The organism is Clostridium weizhouense, from assembly GCF_019431045.1.
Lineage (GTDB): Bacteria > Bacillota > Clostridia > Clostridiales > Clostridiaceae > Clostridium > Clostridium weizhouense.
The window spans coordinates 202,423-217,531 of the sequence record NZ_JAHXPT010000006.1; the positions used below are offsets into that span (position 1 = coordinate 202,423).

At 26.7% G+C, this 15,109-nt stretch carries 11 protein-coding genes and 1 pseudogene; all 12 read left to right on the plus strand.

The annotated features are described in order from the left end of the window. Positions 1-200 precede the first annotated feature (200 nt). Positions 201-878, plus strand: coding sequence for a winged helix-turn-helix domain-containing protein (locus KYD98_RS09475; RefSeq protein ID WP_219779544.1), 678 nt, complete (start codon positions 201-203; stop codon positions 876-878). Further along, positions 875-1,234, plus strand: coding sequence for a hypothetical protein (locus KYD98_RS18200; protein WP_258049721.1), 360 nt, complete (start codon positions 875-877; stop codon positions 1,232-1,234). The genes KYD98_RS09475 and KYD98_RS18200 overlap by 4 nt, the downstream gene beginning before the upstream one ends. Further along, a complete protein-coding gene (locus tag KYD98_RS09480) occupies positions 1,182-2,261 on the plus strand; it encodes a HAMP domain-containing sensor histidine kinase (RefSeq protein ID WP_258049722.1) in 1,080 nt (359 codons plus the stop codon). Before KYD98_RS18200 ends, KYD98_RS09480 begins: the two co-directional genes overlap by 53 nt. Positions 2,262-3,190: 929 nt before the next feature. Beyond that, complete coding sequence (locus KYD98_RS09485) at positions 3,191-5,200, plus strand: N-acetylmuramoyl-L-alanine amidase (RefSeq protein WP_219779545.1); 2,010 nt, start codon at positions 3,191-3,193, stop codon at positions 5,198-5,200. 801 nt (positions 5,201-6,001) lie between these two features. Continuing rightward, positions 6,002-7,357 carry a 6-phospho-beta-glucosidase gene (locus KYD98_RS09490; RefSeq protein WP_219779546.1) on the plus strand — a complete coding sequence of 452 codons (1,356 nt, stop codon included), beginning with the start codon at positions 6,002-6,004 and terminating at the stop codon, positions 7,355-7,357. Positions 7,358-7,801: 444 nt separating this feature from the next. Then, positions 7,802-10,609, plus strand: coding sequence for a sigma-54-dependent transcriptional regulator (locus KYD98_RS09495; RefSeq protein WP_219779547.1), 2,808 nt, complete (start codon positions 7,802-7,804; stop codon positions 10,607-10,609). A gap of 347 nt (positions 10,610-10,956) precedes the next feature. After that, positions 10,957-11,556, plus strand: a complete 600-nt coding sequence (locus KYD98_RS09500) for a hypothetical protein (protein ID WP_219779549.1) — start codon at positions 10,957-10,959, stop codon at positions 11,554-11,556. After that, positions 11,556-12,980 (plus strand): type VI secretion system Vgr family protein, encoded by a 1,425-nt coding sequence (locus tag KYD98_RS09505; protein ID WP_219779551.1) that lies wholly within the window; start codon positions 11,556-11,558, stop codon positions 12,978-12,980. The genes KYD98_RS09500 and KYD98_RS09505 overlap by 1 nt, the downstream gene beginning before the upstream one ends. Positions 12,981-13,006: 26 nt before the next feature. Then, complete coding sequence (locus KYD98_RS09510) at positions 13,007-13,606, plus strand: hypothetical protein (RefSeq protein WP_219779553.1); 600 nt, start codon at positions 13,007-13,009, stop codon at positions 13,604-13,606. Positions 13,607-13,633: 27 nt separating this feature from the next. Continuing rightward, the gene (locus KYD98_RS09515; RefSeq protein WP_219779555.1) at positions 13,634-14,161 is read left to right on the plus strand and encodes a hypothetical protein; all 528 of its coding nucleotides are present in this window, start codon (positions 13,634-13,636) and stop codon (positions 14,159-14,161) included. A 109-nt stretch (positions 14,162-14,270) separates the two neighbouring features. Next, positions 14,271-14,636 (plus strand): DUF4280 domain-containing protein, encoded by a 366-nt coding sequence (locus KYD98_RS09520; protein ID WP_219779557.1) that lies wholly within the window; start codon positions 14,271-14,273, stop codon positions 14,634-14,636. Positions 14,637-14,669: 33 nt separating this feature from the next. Further along, positions 14,670-15,109, plus strand: a pseudogene (locus KYD98_RS09525) (late control protein D); the annotation flags it as partial.

Genomic DNA, 15,109 nt, shown 5'->3' on the forward strand with positions numbered 1-15,109 from the left:
TAGAAATTTATATCTTAATTGTCTATTGTAAACTTTCCATTGAAATGTAGTATAGGCATTTTATTTTGTATTTTAAGGAAAAAAATATAAAAATATCTAGAGTTAACATAAACTTTTCATATAAATTTCACATAATTTTTATAAAATAACTTGTTACATAATAAATAACTTGATAATAATAATTATAAGGGGGGATTTATGTGGATATAAAAGTTCTTATTGCAGATGATGATAATGTTTTTAGGGAACTTGTATGTGACATTGTAAGGAAAGAAGGATGTATCCCTATAGAAGCTTGCGATGGACAACAGGCTATTGATACTTATTTTAATTTGAATGATATTGATTTAATTATATTAGATGTAATGATGCCTATATATGACGGATGGCAGGTTCTTACACATATAAGAGAGTATTCGGATGTGCCTATAATTATGTTAACTGCTTTAGGTGATGAAAAAAATGAAGTTATGGGATTTAAAAATGGCGCTGATGATTATATTTCAAAACCATTTAGTTATCAAGTGTTTATTGCTAGATTTAATAGATTGGTAGATAAGATAAAAAAAGAACATACTGATGATGTTATAGTTGGAAAGATAAAGATAAATCAGAAGGCACATAAGGTAACTATAGATGATATAGAGGTTGATTTAAATAGAAAAGAATACAAATTACTTATTTATTTTGCTCAAAATAGTGGAAGAGTATTAACTAGAGAACAAATACTATATAGAATATGGGGACATAATTTTGAAGGAGATATTCGTACAATTGATACTCATGTAAAGACTTTAAGAGCTAAATTATTAGAATGTGGTGATTATATAAAGACTGTAAGAGGTTCTGGATATATGTTTGAGGATGATAAATTATGAAGAGCATAAGAATAAAGATTTCTTTAATATTTGCTCTAGCAATGCTTTTTATGATTGCTTTAGGTATTATTATAAATAACTTATTTTTAGAAAAATATTATATCTATAAAAATAAGAGTATTTTTATAGATGTAAATGAGAAAATTAAAGATAAATATAGGAATGATAGAGAAGATTTTGTAGATTATATAAAATTTATTAATGAAATTGAAAATGTTAATTGCATGGTTACTGATAGCAATCTTCAAGTACAATATACTTCTATCACTAGAAGAGGTGGATTTAATCCAGCAAGATTGCCTAATGATGTGGAAAAAATCTTTAAAGATAAATACATATGTGTACTCTATTATTGAAAATCAAAATGAACAAGAACCTAAAGTAGTATTTTTATCAAAAATGGATGATGGTGAACTTATTATTTTAAGAAAATCTATGAAAGGCATTAGTGAAAGTGTATATATTTCTAATCAATTTTATATTATTGTAGGAGTTTTTATAATATTTATAGGAATTATATTTATATTTATTTTTTCAAATAAAATTACTAAACCAATAAGACAAATTAGTAATATTGCTGAAGATATATCTAATCTTAAGTTTGATGAACGTGTAGTGTATGCTTCTGAAGATGAGATAGGTAGTCTTGGAAATAGCATAAATAAGATGTCAAAAAAATTAAAAGATGCTATGGATGTATTAAAACATGATGTTGATCGTAGAAAACAACTTGTTAGGAATATATCTCATGAATTAAAAACACCTATAGGGGTAATTAAAGGATATGCAGAAGGTTTAAAATATGGTGTTGCTGAAAATGAGAAAAATAGAGAAAAGTATTGTAATGTTATTTCAGAAGAATGTGATAGAATGAATAGAATGGTTCAAGAGTTATTAAATCTATCAATGATGGAATCAGGTGTATTTGAACTAAAAAAATATAAATTTGATATAGGAGAACTTATTAAAAATATAGTGGAAATATTTAAACCTAAATTTGCTGAGACAAATGTAATTTTAGATTTAAGTATTAAAGAAAATTTAGTAATATTAGCTGATTATGGGCTTATTGAACGTGTTATAAACAATTATATTATAAATGCTTTAAATCATTTAGATAAAAATAAATTTATAAGAATAGTTGCAGAGAAGAACAAATCAAGAGTAAGAATATCTGTGTTTAATACTGGTAAGCAGATACCAGAAAATGAATTGGAAAATATTTGGGATGTATTTTATAAAGTAGATAGAGCTAGATCAAGACAATATGGAGGTCAGGGAATTGGGCTTTCTATAGTAAAGTTAATAGCAGAACTTCATGGTGGAATTGTTGGTGTAGAAAATGTAGAGAATGGAGTTTTATTTTTTATAGATTTGCCATAGATATTTTAAGGAAAAAATTTTATATATTTCACAAAGATTTCACAAAAGGGATTTATTATATAAATATGACCAGTTAGATTATTCCTCTTATTTAAGAGTTATAATAAAAGCGTATATTAGTGTTAGTCCCCCCTAATGCAATATAGATAAGCTTTTAAAATAAATTTATATTCTAAAATAATGTTAATGTTGTAGGATAAACAGAATTCTTAGTCACATATGAAGAGCGTCTTCAAATGAGATTTAGAAGTTTTTATCCGCTAAAGTAGTACCCCACTCAATAAAGTATCTGTTATAAAGTTACAGATACTAGCTATCGGATAAATAAAATTCTTAGTTTAAGATTGAGCTTGTCTTTAACTAAGTATTAAAAACCATTAGTCAATATAAATTCGCCTCTCTATTACAATATAAACTTTTATTTAGAATATAGAAAATACATATAGGATTATCTCAAAATGTAGGCATGTGTTTTGAGATAATCATTTTTTTTTATTATATATTGCAATTTTAAATTTACATTTGTTAAACACTCTTGTTGAAGAGAATTTAAAATTAAACTTTAAATTTGAGTGTAGAAATCATATTACAACATATATATCTAGCAAAATATATAATTTGAGAAGCCTAAAACCTTGATCAAATCTAAATTTATAGAGAGGTTTTTGAATTGACAATGAACGATGGACAATTGACAATGAAGGAAGAAATCTTCTTAAGAAGATTTATAAAATATATTTGAAGAAAGCCTGTGGCTTTCAACTATAATTGTGCATTGTCAACTTTCAATTGTCAATTGAAACATGGCGTAGCCAGTTTTGGCATTGAAATTTATAATTCTTAAATATTAATTAATTCTTTAGGGTGCAAATTGTTATTAAGTGTAAAAAATGATAAAATTTAATGATAAGGGGAAGGGGAGAAGTTTCATGAAAAACAAGAATAAGATAATTGCTTTTATATTTGCTTTTGCAATAATGTTAGGATTATTTCCAAATATAAAAGTACAAGCTATTACTAATGATGTTGACATAATATCAGAGAGTGAAGTTACTGTAAAGCAAGCAAAAAAATGGGCTAAATCAAGAGGAGCAACTGAAACATTTATTGATTTAGCAAACCTTTATTTTAAGTATTCTGAAGATTGTGGAGATGTTAATCCTTCTATTGCATATGTTCAAGCAGCTAAGGAAACTAATTTTGGAAAATTTACAGGAGTACTTGATGAAAGTTTTTATAATCCTTGTGGACTTAAAACTGCAAAATCAGGATCAGATTATGACAAAAATGCTCATAAAATATTTGATAGTTGGGATGATGGAGTACAAGCTCATATGGATCATTTAGCTTTATATGCAGGGGCAAATGGTTATCCAAAGAGCAATACTTATGATCCAAGACATTTCATAACTATTAAAGGTAAAGCAACTACAGTAAAAGGGTTGAATGAAAAATGGTGTCCAAGTACTACATATGGAGATGAGCTATATAGTTTATATGATAGTTTACTTGTTTATTCAGGAATTAAAGAAGTAGAAAAGTCTAATAAGATAAACAATGGTATTAATTCAAATGTAGATAAGAATAAAGATAATAATCAAAATACATCTAATCAAAATGATAAAATTAAAGTAACCATTCCTAATTCATCAAATGCAAGTGATGTTATAAAACAATCAGAAAACAACACTCCTAATATAACATCAACTAATGGATGGAAAGTAAAAGATGGTGATTGGTATTATTATAAATCAGATAATACAAAGGCAACAGGTTGGATTAAACCTGATAGTAATTGGTATTATTTAAAAGATGACGGAAAGATGGCGACTGGATGGCTTAATGATAATGGTACATGGTATTATCTTAAGTATTCAGGAAATATGGCTAAGGGATGGATGCAATTAGATAATTCTTGGTACTTCCTTCAAGGGGATGGATCAATGGTTAAAGGATTTAAAAGAATTGATGGTAAATGTTATTTCTTTAATGATAGTGGAAAGATGAAAACTGAATGGGCTATGATAAATAATGCTTGGCATTACTTTAATAATGATGGAAGTATGGCAAGTGGTTTGATAAATGATGGTGGAAAATATTATTTAAATAACAATGGAACAATGGCAACAGGTTGGATTAATATAGGTAGTGATTCATATTATTTTGATCCAGTTTGTGGAAAAATGGTTACTAATATGACAGTGGATGGCCAAAAAGTAGGTCCTGATGGTAAAAAAATGATTTTAGATAATAATTCAAATACAGAAAAAGATAAAGATAAAAATGATAAAGATAGTAAAAATGATAGAGATAAAAAAGATAATGATGAAAAAATAATAGTGGTAGATGCAGGACATGATTATGGCAAAGATTATGGTTCTCAAAATACTATTAATGGAACAACTTATAAAGAAACAGTTTTAAATATTGAAGTTGCATCTAAACTTAGAGATGAATTAGAAGATATTGGGTTTGATGTAATAATGACAAGAGAAAGTGATGAAAGACCATCATATGAAGATTTAAATGCAAGTCTTTCACATAGAGTAGATTTAGCAAATAAGAAAAAAGCAGACTTTTTTATAAGTATACATCATAATTCAGCAGTAGAAACTGCAAAGGGAGTTGAAACATATTATAGTGTATCTCCTAAGGATGATAAATATGGTGGTGGAATAGACCAAAACAGACTTGAAATCAGCAGAAAACTAGCTAAAGCTATAAATACTAGTATTGTAAATGAATTTGATACAAAAGATAGAGGTGCAAAAAGTGATTCAGAACGTAGTTTATTTGTTCTTAGAAATACTAATATGCCAGCAGTATTAGTAGAATGTGGATTTATAACAAATGAAGAAGAAGCAGAAAGATGTGCAGATTCACGTAGTCAAAGAAAAATAGCAGAAGCAATCGCGAAAGCTATTAAAGACAATTTTTAAAAATAGCGTGTAATATAAAATGGTGTGTAATTTATTTAGGGTAAACCTAAGTGTAAATTGCACACTTTTTATTAATTTTACACAGAATATATGGAATAATATTCAAATTATTAATCTAAAAGACAATTTTTGCTTGAAGATTTACAGTTCTATCTATATTATACTATCTAAACTGCTTTAAAGAATTAATTTTAAATATATTAAAACTTGGCATAATAATTGCTTTATATAAATAGTGTAAAAAAGTACAATAAAGTATCTTTAGCTTTAGAAATTATAATCTGAAAGCGTGTAGTTGTTATAAGAATCTTAAAGTTAAATAAAGTGTGAATTTGCTTAAAATTTAAATTGGATTCTTTAATTAACAATAAACAAATTATATCTTAAGAAGGCTATGTTTTAAAATAATGTTGATATTCGCTGGTCCATGATCATTAAAAAATACACTCCTCTTTTAATGATTGTTATATATGAATATTAACACTTAATTAAAACATAGCCATTAAAAAAGTTGCTTTATATACTTGTGTAAAAATATAAATAAAATTTTTAATTAATGATGTTATATTTTTTAATATTGTTGAAATTTTAGTATAAGGGCGAACTGGCATTGGAATTTGCTTTTTAGAACTCTTAATGAAGATTTGTACAATTAATTGCTTGTCATCAATCTTTGATTGGGAACATGCATTAATTGGACTAAGCTTTATTTTTAGAGTTCTTAAAGTAAATTCCTCTGTCCATGAGCTTTATACTAAACTTTCAACAGTAATTTTAAATTAAAAATATGGAGGGATTTTTATGGATAATAAAAAGATAAAAATAGTTACTATTGGAGGGGGTTCAAGTTATACCCCAGAATTAATTGAAGGATTTATAAAACGTAGTAATGAATTACCTATTAAAGAGATATGGCTTGTTGATATTGAAGATGGGAAAGAAAAGCTAGAAATTGTAGGTGCTATGGCAAAAAGAATGGTTAAAAAATCTGGGTTAGATTGGAAGATTAATTTAACTTTAGATAGAAGAGAAGCATTAAAGGATGCAGATTTTGTATCAACTCAATTTAGAGTGGGACTTTTAGATGCAAGAATAAAAGATGAAAGAATTCCTTTAAGTCATGGGTTAATTGGACAAGAAACAAATGGAGCTGGAGGGATGTTTAAAGCATTTAGGACAATTCCAGTAATATTAGGTATAATAGAAGATATGAAAGAGTTATGTCCTAATGCATGGCTTATAAATTTTACAAATCCATCAGGAATGGTAACAGAAGCTGCAATTAAATATGCTGGATGGAAAAAAACAGTGGGACTATGCAATGTACCGATTAATTGTATAAAGCAAGATAGTAAAGCTTTAGAAACTCCTGAAGAAGATTTATTTTTTAAGTTTGGAGGAATAAATCATTTCCATTGGCATAGAGTTTGGGATAAAAATGGTAATGAAAAAACATCAAAATTAATAGAATTATTATATAACCCAGAAAATGCTGATTCTAATAATGAGGCTGTAGTAGCTAATATTAAGGAATCAAAATTTTTATATGAACAAATAAAAGATTTGGGATTATTACCTTGTCCATATCATAATTATTATTATGCTACAGATGATATGTTAAAAGAAGAGTTGCAAAGCTTTTCAAAAGGGGAGACAAGAGCAGAAGTTGTGAAGAGAACTGAAGCAGAATTATTTGAATTATACAAAGATGTTAATTTAGATTATAAGCCAGAACAATTAACTAAACGTGGAGGAGCTTATTATAGTGACTCTGCATGTGAAGTTATATCTTCAATATACAATAATAAAAAGAAAATAATGGTTGTGAGCACTCTTAATAAGGGGTCACTTTCAGATCTTCCATATGATTCGGTGGCAGAAGTTTCTAGTATAATAACATCTCATGGTCCAGAGCCAATAAATTTTGGAAAATTGGATGTAGAACCAAGAGGAATGGTTCAATTGATGAAATCAATGGAACAATCAACAATCTTAGCAGCTATTAATGGGGATTATAATGAAGCACTTCATGCATTTACAATAAATCCTTTAGTTCCAAGTGGAAAAGTTGCTAAGGAAGTATTAGATGAATTATTGTTAGCGCATAAAGAATATTTACCTCAATTTGAAGAGGTGATTAGTAAGTTAGAGAAGTAAATAAGTGCCACCTATCAATTGAAACACCAGGCAGCCACTTTTATTTATGTATAGGAAAATATAGAATTTCTGAATACTGAAAGAGTGATAAAATCTAAGATAAATGAAATATTTTAAATAGGCAATGGACGATTGACAATTTAGGATAAAATCATCTTGTGATTTCTAAAATATATATTTTTAAGAAAGGCATTAGCTTTCAACCATGAAAAAGGAGGATAAGTATGGAGATAGTTGATTCTTATTGGGGTTCAGAATATTCTTTATACATTATTGCAAAAACATTATTGCAAAAACATTAATGTTTATATTGCCAATAATCAGCATAGTATTGATTGGTATATTTATAAAAATAAATAAAATATCAAAAAAATAAAAAGAACCATAACTGTCAATTGTCCATTGAAATGTTATTTTTAAGAATTTAATAAAGGGGAGAATTTGATGGGGGTAGTAACTAGAAAAGAAACGGTTATGAAACATCTAATTGAGTTTGAAAAGAATAAAAAAGGAGGAGTAACAGCATCAGAATTAAGTTCGTATATGGGTTTAGATCGTACTAATATAAGTAGATATTTAAATGAATTATATAAAGAAAAAAGAATAAATAAAAAAGAGGGTAGACCTGTTATATACAGTAGTATTGGAAGCTTAATAGAAGATGAAGTTTCAATAGAGAAAAATAAAATAAGTAAAATCAAAGATGATTTAAAAGAGAATAATTCTTTAAATAGAAATAAAGAAAATCTAGTATCAATCAATAAAGATAGTTTAGAAATGCTTGTAGGTGCAAAACATTCACTTAAGCTACCTATACAACAAGCTAAAGCAGCAATATTATATCCACCTAGAGGCTTACACACTTTAATTTTAGGTGAAACTGGTGTTGGAAAATCGTTATTTGCTGAGGTTATGTATTACTTTGCTAAAGAGTCAAATATGATAAGTGAAGATGCGCCTTTTGTTAGGTTTAATTGTGCAGATTATGCAGACAATCCTCAATTAGTTGTGGGCCAGATATTTGGGATTAAAAAAGGAGCATTTACTGGTGCAGATAGTGATAAAGAAGGACTATTAAAAAAAGCAGACGGCGGTATATTTTTTTTAGATGAAATACATAGGCTATCTCCACAAGGACAAGAAATGCTTTTTACTTTTATTGATAAAGGATATTTCAGATTACTTGGTGATACAGAGAAAAAAATAAAAGCTGAGGTACAAATTATAGCTGCAACAACAGAATCTCCTCAATCATTTTTATTAAAGACATTTACTAGAAGAATCCCAATGACAATAGTTTTGCCCCCATTAAGGGAAAGAAGTTTAAAGGAAAGGTATTATCTTTTAAATGAATTTATAGTAGCAGAGTCTTTAAGACTTGGAAAGAGTATATATGTAAGTAAAAATGCTCTTATATCATTTTTATTATATGATTGTCCAAATAATATTGGTCAATTAAAGAGTGATGTACAACTTTCTTGTGCCAAGGCATTTTTAAATTATAAAATAAATAAGGATAATTATATTTTAATAGATCAGGGAGAATTACAGCCAAGAGTACAAAAAGGGCTAATGAAGATTCAAGAGCATAGAAAAGAAATAGAATCTTTGGTAAAAAGCATGACAGATATTTTAAGATTTTCTACTGAAGATAATTTATCAAGAAATTTTGAATTAGAAGTTAGTGAAGAAGAAAACTCTTCAAATAAAAGTTTTTATTCAACTATAGAAAAAAAGATAGAGATATTAAAAAATCAAGGCATGGATGAAAAAAATATTAATGATATTTTAAATATTGATTTTGAACAGTATTTTAAAAAATATATAAACACAATAAATACAAGCTTTAAAAAAGATGAAATATCTAAAATTGTTGGTTTAAGAATAATAAGAGTTGTTGAAAAGATGTTAACTGTAGCATCTGAAAAATTAAAGAGAGAATTTGATCAAAAGGTTTATTTTGGATTATCACTTCATTTGCAAGGAAGTATTGAAAGAATAACATCTGGTAAAAAGATATATCATCCTAAACTTAATGTCATTAGAGTTCAATGTAGAGAAGAATTTATTGTAGCTATGGAAATAGTTAAGATTTTAGAAAAAGAGTTTGATTTAGATGTTCCATTAGATGAGATAGGGTATGTTACTATGTTTTTAGCTGCATGTGATTATGAAAGTAATGAGCAATTAGAAGAAAAAGTTGGTGTACTTGTTATGATGCATGGAAGAAGTACAGCAAGTAGTATGGTTGAGGTAGCTAATTCATTAATAGGAGAAGAATATATACAAGCATTGGATATGCCACTTACAATGAAAGCAGAAAGTATGCTTGAAAAGGCTAAGGAAACAATTAAACAAATGTATACTAAAAAAGGTTTATTGATTTTAGTTGATATGGGATCATTAATTAATTTTGGAGACATTATTAGTAGTGAATTAGATATTAAAATTAAAACAATTGATAGGGTAACAACATTAAGTGTTATTGAAGCTGGAAGAAAGGCGATAAATGGTAGGAATTTAGAGTCTATTTATAATTCATGTAAGGAGATAGGAAGAACATCTATCCAAATGCCAAAGGAAGATTACACTGGTAATAAAGAATTTATAATAATTACAACATGCTTTACAGGAGAGGGTGCAGCAGAAAGAATAAAATCTAGGATAAATTGTGGGCTTAAGAATATAGAAAAAGTAAAAATTATACCTTTAGATATTTTAGATAAGGAAGATTTCTTAAAGAAGGTAGGTTTATTAAAAGAAAAATATATAATTTTAGCAGTTGTAGGAACAGTAAATATATTTATTGAAGGAGTTGCATTTATTTCTGCTCAAGATATTTTTATAGAAGAAGGAATAAAACGTTTAGATGAATTAATAGATATTGAGAGTGATTTTTTAAAAGTAAGAAAAGCACTTACAAACGAAATAAAAAATTTAAATTGCATAAAGTTAATTAGTGATATTAGAGAAATGATAAGGCAAATAGAAGAAAGTTTAAATGTAAAAATTCAACATGATGTACAAGTAGGGATTTTAATTCATGTTAGTTTTTTAATAGACAAGATTAAGCATGGTATAAATCAAATTGAATTTAAAGGTCTAGAAGAATATCGATGTAAACATTTTAAAGAGTTTATATTAATTAGAAAGAATTTAGAAGTTTTAGAGAAAATTTATAAAATAAAAATTTATGATGATGAATTAGCTTATATAGTTAGAATGGTTATAGAAAATTGTAATATAAATTAAGGTATTATTTCAATCAGTTAAATCTAATCTTTTTATTTTTTTGTACAAGAAAAGTATAGAACTTTTAAAGTCTTAACTTCTGATAAAATCTACTATTGGAAATTTAATTAGAGTAGCATCATTTTAGTAACATCTAGGATTTATTTATCTTAGGTGTTTTTTTTCATTCCTAGTTATTTTTAGCAGTAATAAAATTCCAACAATTTTATACCTTAAAATCTAATTTAAGTAAAGATAACCATAAATTAGACGAAAATAATAAATATAGTTGTAAAAAAGATGAAAATAATAGTTTTTATGTAAAATAATATTCAAGATTAATGGAGTTTAAAGAGAGAGAGGAAAATATGGATCAAAGAGTAGATGAAAAAATATTAGATTTTATAAATGAAGTAGAGAAAAGGGAAGCTAAAAAAGATATTTGCAATGGACCAGTGAAAATTGGAGAGAGATATTATGAGTTTGAGGAAAGTGAATTCTTTGATGAAAAGTTAAAAATATATATACCAAAAGATTTTACAGATATGTCACTAGAAGCAAGGAAGCTTAAATATCCATCAGAAAGTAGACCAGAAATAATTAAATGCAATGAAAAAGGCAATATATGCATAACATTAAATATCATTGATAGTCCATTAAATGAAGAAAATGTTGGAAAACTAAAAGATGGAATGAAAGTTATAATAAAAAAAACAAATCCCGCTAATGTATTTTATGAAGATGGGGTTTTAGAAGTTGATTCTAAAAACATTGGATTTTTTGATTTTAAAAGTTATGCGATAGATGATTCTTTATATAACATAATGTTTTTTCTTGAATTTGAAGGAAAAACATTAATGGGAACTTTCAGCTGTTTATATAGTGAATGTCAGCAATGGAGAGAGTGTGCTTTTCAAGTTATTAAAACTATAAGAATAATGAAAGAAGATAAGGGGGATGAAAATTAATGAGTGAAGAATATATGTATACTTCAGGTGATATTTTAATAGAACCTTATAAGTTTCAAAAAATAACAAAATTAAAAGTTGTTAGGGAATTAAATGAACATGCAAAACTTTATATAAGTGGAATAATAAGTGATGAGAATGTAGATAAGTATGTTGAAGAAGCAGGTGCAGATGAAACTATTAAAGTGTCAGCAAAAGATGATCAAGAAAACATAATTAATTTATTTGAAGGAATACTAACCAAAGTGAGAATTAAAGCAAAAAATGATGTAAGAACTTTAGAAATAGAAGCTTTAAGTAAAACATTTTTAATGGATATAAGAAAAAATAATGGCTCATTCCAAGATCCAAATCTTACTTATAGTGATATTTTTAATCAAAAAAATAGTGGATATGGTGATGTTGTAATGGTAGATAATATCACTAATGAAACTAAAATAGATAAATTTATAGTTCAATATAAAGAAACAGATTGGACATTTTTAAAAAGATTAGCTTCCCATTTTAATGTAGCATTAGTACCTGAATGTAGATTATCAGGAATAAAATACTCAATAGGGGGAGCTGGTCAAATAGTAGTTTATGATATTGATGAATTTAATTATTCAATAGAAAAGGGATTACAAGAATATAACTTAAAATCGTCTAATGAAGGGTATGAGTTAAATGATGTAAACCTAATAAGTTACGAAGTAATAACAAATAAAATACTTGGATTATATAGTGAAGTAAATTTCAAAGGAAAAAAACTTTTAGTATATAAATGTGAGATTGAACTTGTAGGTGGAATACTATCAAATAAATATGTCTTAAGAGATGAAACAGGAATGAAAGTGAAAAAAGTTTATAACAACAATATAGTTGGTGTTTCACTTCAAGGAAGAATATTAGCTACTGAAAAAGATAGAGTAAAAGTTTCTTTAGAACTTGATGGAAGTCCAACAGAGCGTGACGGTACAAGATGGTTTGAATTTGCAACAATATTTTCACAGCCTAATGGGACAGGCTGGTATTGTATGCCTGAAATAGAGGATATAGTTAGATTATATTTCCCTGATAATGAAGAAAAAAATGCATATGTAATAAGTTCAATGCATTATGAGGGAATTGATGATAGTAAAAGAAGTGATCCATCAGTGAAAAGTATAAGTACAAAGTATGGAAAAGAAATTGTTATGAGTCCTGGTTCTGTTGAGATAATAGGAAATGGTAATCTTTTAATGAAAATGACTGATGATGGAGGGATTGAGCTAAATAGTAATAAAAAGATAATACTAGATGCTAAAGGTGATATAGAAATAAATAGCGGATCTAAGGTGCAAATTAAAGGGTATAAAGGAATTAGTTTAACTCAAGCAGGTGCAAGTATGACAATAAAAGATGATGTAACAATAAGTGGAGGAAAAGTAAATGTCCAAAATTAATGGGGAATGTTACAGGTGTTAAAGATATGATAATACGACCAGATAAAGAAAAAGTATTAAAAGAATTTCAGGAAAAATATGTAGCAGATAGATATAAGGAAGAATTAAAAAAAATTATAGAAGAATACCAAAATAATAGAGAAGTAATTAAAGCGAAATTAACATCTCAATTTAATTCTGTTTGCAAGGCAGCTATTTTATTTCAAGAAAAAGAAGTAAAAATGGAAATAAAATATATTTATTTTTCAATGCTTAGAACAAAGCTTCTTGAAAATAAAGGAGAATGGAGAATTGATTTATATGATGAAAAATGGTTTTTAGATAAAGAGGAATGCTCTGTAAATATAGATTTAGATTTTATTTATAAACCTTTATTTAATCATATGAAAGAGCTTTCAGAGAAGAAAAAAGAATATGGAAGAACTATTAAAGAAAAAGACTTAGAAGCTATAAAACTAAGAGAAGCAAATAAATATCACAGTGTGGCTTTAAAAATAATTAGAAATACTTTGCAAAATTTTTTAGAATGTACTTCATATAAAGAAATGAAAAAGAAAGAAGATATAGTGATTATGGTAGGTGAATATATGGATGTTGCAATTCAAATAAACACTAAAAATTCATAAATGGGATTTTAGTAGAAAGGAAAGAACATGGAATATTTTTTATTAAAACAGGATGAAGAATATACAAATGCGCCAGTACTAATGGATGTTTTTAATAAGTTAGATATTAGGAATATAAATTTATTAAAAGCTCATAAAATTGATGATATTGTTATATTTAATGTTAAGTGCAATGATGAAACTGAATTCTTAGATATACTAGATAGAAATCTATTTCTCATTTCAGAAGGAATGAAAAAAATAATTAAAAAGTATAATCCGAGAATTTTATTCAAAACTATTCCTCTTATAGATTTGTCTCATGAAAGACAAGAAAATTATTATATGCCAATATTTGAAGAAGTGGAATGTTTAAGTGAAAAGGCAGAATTAAACTTAAATAAGACAGTAGTAAAGAAAATAATATTGGACAAAGAAAAAATAAAAGGAAAGAAAATTTTTAAAATAAAAGAAAGTGAAAAAACATTAGTAGTAATAAGATTAGATGTTGCTGAAAGCCTTCTGAGAAGAGAATTTAAAGGGATGTGTTTAAAAAGATTAGAAATTGATGATTAAAATTTATCTTTTAAAACATTGTTAATATTATAATATAATCCCAGTTCGCCATTATACTAGAATATCAACATTTAAGTAAAATATAGTCTTAATTAAAAAATGGGAGATGATGAAAGTGGAACAGGGTACTGCATATGTAGTCAGAGGAGCAAGTATGATATGTAACAAGGGAACTGAGATAAAAAGAATAAATCTGTCTGTAAGTCATGGAGTATATTCAAATGGACAACCAATAATGAATGAAAATGATAATTTAGTAGGTCAAAATATAAGCAGCTTTGGAGCATGCAGAGGAAACTGTCCATCAAGTGGTAGCAATGAAAAAATAAAAAAATGTCAGGTTATGATATTAAAAAAATGGATGAATGTCAAGAACGATACTTTAATAGAAGGAGCACCAGCATTGACTACAGCTTCAATTTTAATATGCGCCTATGGAGGAGTAATAAAATTTATTACAGATGGTCAGGACTAAAGAAAAGTTAATAAGTTAAAGGGGGTAAAATAGATGGGAGAAATTCATAAACTAAGAGTAAAATCACCATATGAGTTAATGAAGATAGTAGATATAAAAATTGAAAATAAGCCAAATCAACATGGATATTTGTATTTAAAATGTTTGATAGATGAAAGTATAAATTTTAATTCTGCTATAAAAGCTTCTATAGAAGATGAAATATGTGTATATGAAGAACTAGAGAATACAAATAATGAGAATAAAAGTACAAGTAGTGATGAAAAGATAGCTAATATAAATGAGGTTAATGAAGGAAATAGTAAAAGATTATTTAATGGAATAGTTCAAAATATTAGGACAAGTAATGTAGATGGAATATACTATTTAGAAATTCAAGCCTTAACTTCAAGTATTAAATTAGATATAGAAAAAAAGAGTAGATCATTTCAAAATATTGATATGACATATGATGAACTTATAAATGAAATAGT

What these genes read in the sequence shown, in the direction of transcription:
- KYD98_RS18200 (WP_258049721.1), top strand. Translation starts at nt 875, where the DNA reads ATGAAGAGCATAAGAATAAAGATTTCTTTAATATTTGCTCTAGCAATG.
- KYD98_RS09480 (WP_258049722.1), top strand. Translation starts at nt 1,182, where the DNA reads ATGATGTGGAAAAAATCTTTAAAGATAAATACATATGTGTACTCTATT.
- KYD98_RS09485 (WP_219779545.1), top strand. Translation starts at nt 3,191, where the DNA reads ATGAAAAACAAGAATAAGATAATTGCTTTTATATTTGCTTTTGCAATA.
- KYD98_RS09490 (WP_219779546.1), top strand. Translation starts at nt 6,002, where the DNA reads ATGGATAATAAAAAGATAAAAATAGTTACTATTGGAGGGGGTTCAAGT.
- KYD98_RS09495 (WP_219779547.1), top strand. Translation starts at nt 7,802, where the DNA reads ATGGGGGTAGTAACTAGAAAAGAAACGGTTATGAAACATCTAATTGAG.
- KYD98_RS09500 (WP_219779549.1), top strand. Translation starts at nt 10,957, where the DNA reads ATGGATCAAAGAGTAGATGAAAAAATATTAGATTTTATAAATGAAGTA.
- KYD98_RS09505 (WP_219779551.1), top strand. Translation starts at nt 11,556, where the DNA reads ATGAGTGAAGAATATATGTATACTTCAGGTGATATTTTAATAGAACCT.
- KYD98_RS09510 (WP_219779553.1), top strand. Translation starts at nt 13,007, where the DNA reads ATGATAATACGACCAGATAAAGAAAAAGTATTAAAAGAATTTCAGGAA.
- KYD98_RS09515 (WP_219779555.1), top strand. Translation starts at nt 13,634, where the DNA reads ATGGAATATTTTTTATTAAAACAGGATGAAGAATATACAAATGCGCCA.
- KYD98_RS09520 (WP_219779557.1), top strand. Translation starts at nt 14,271, where the DNA reads ATGAAAGTGGAACAGGGTACTGCATATGTAGTCAGAGGAGCAAGTATG.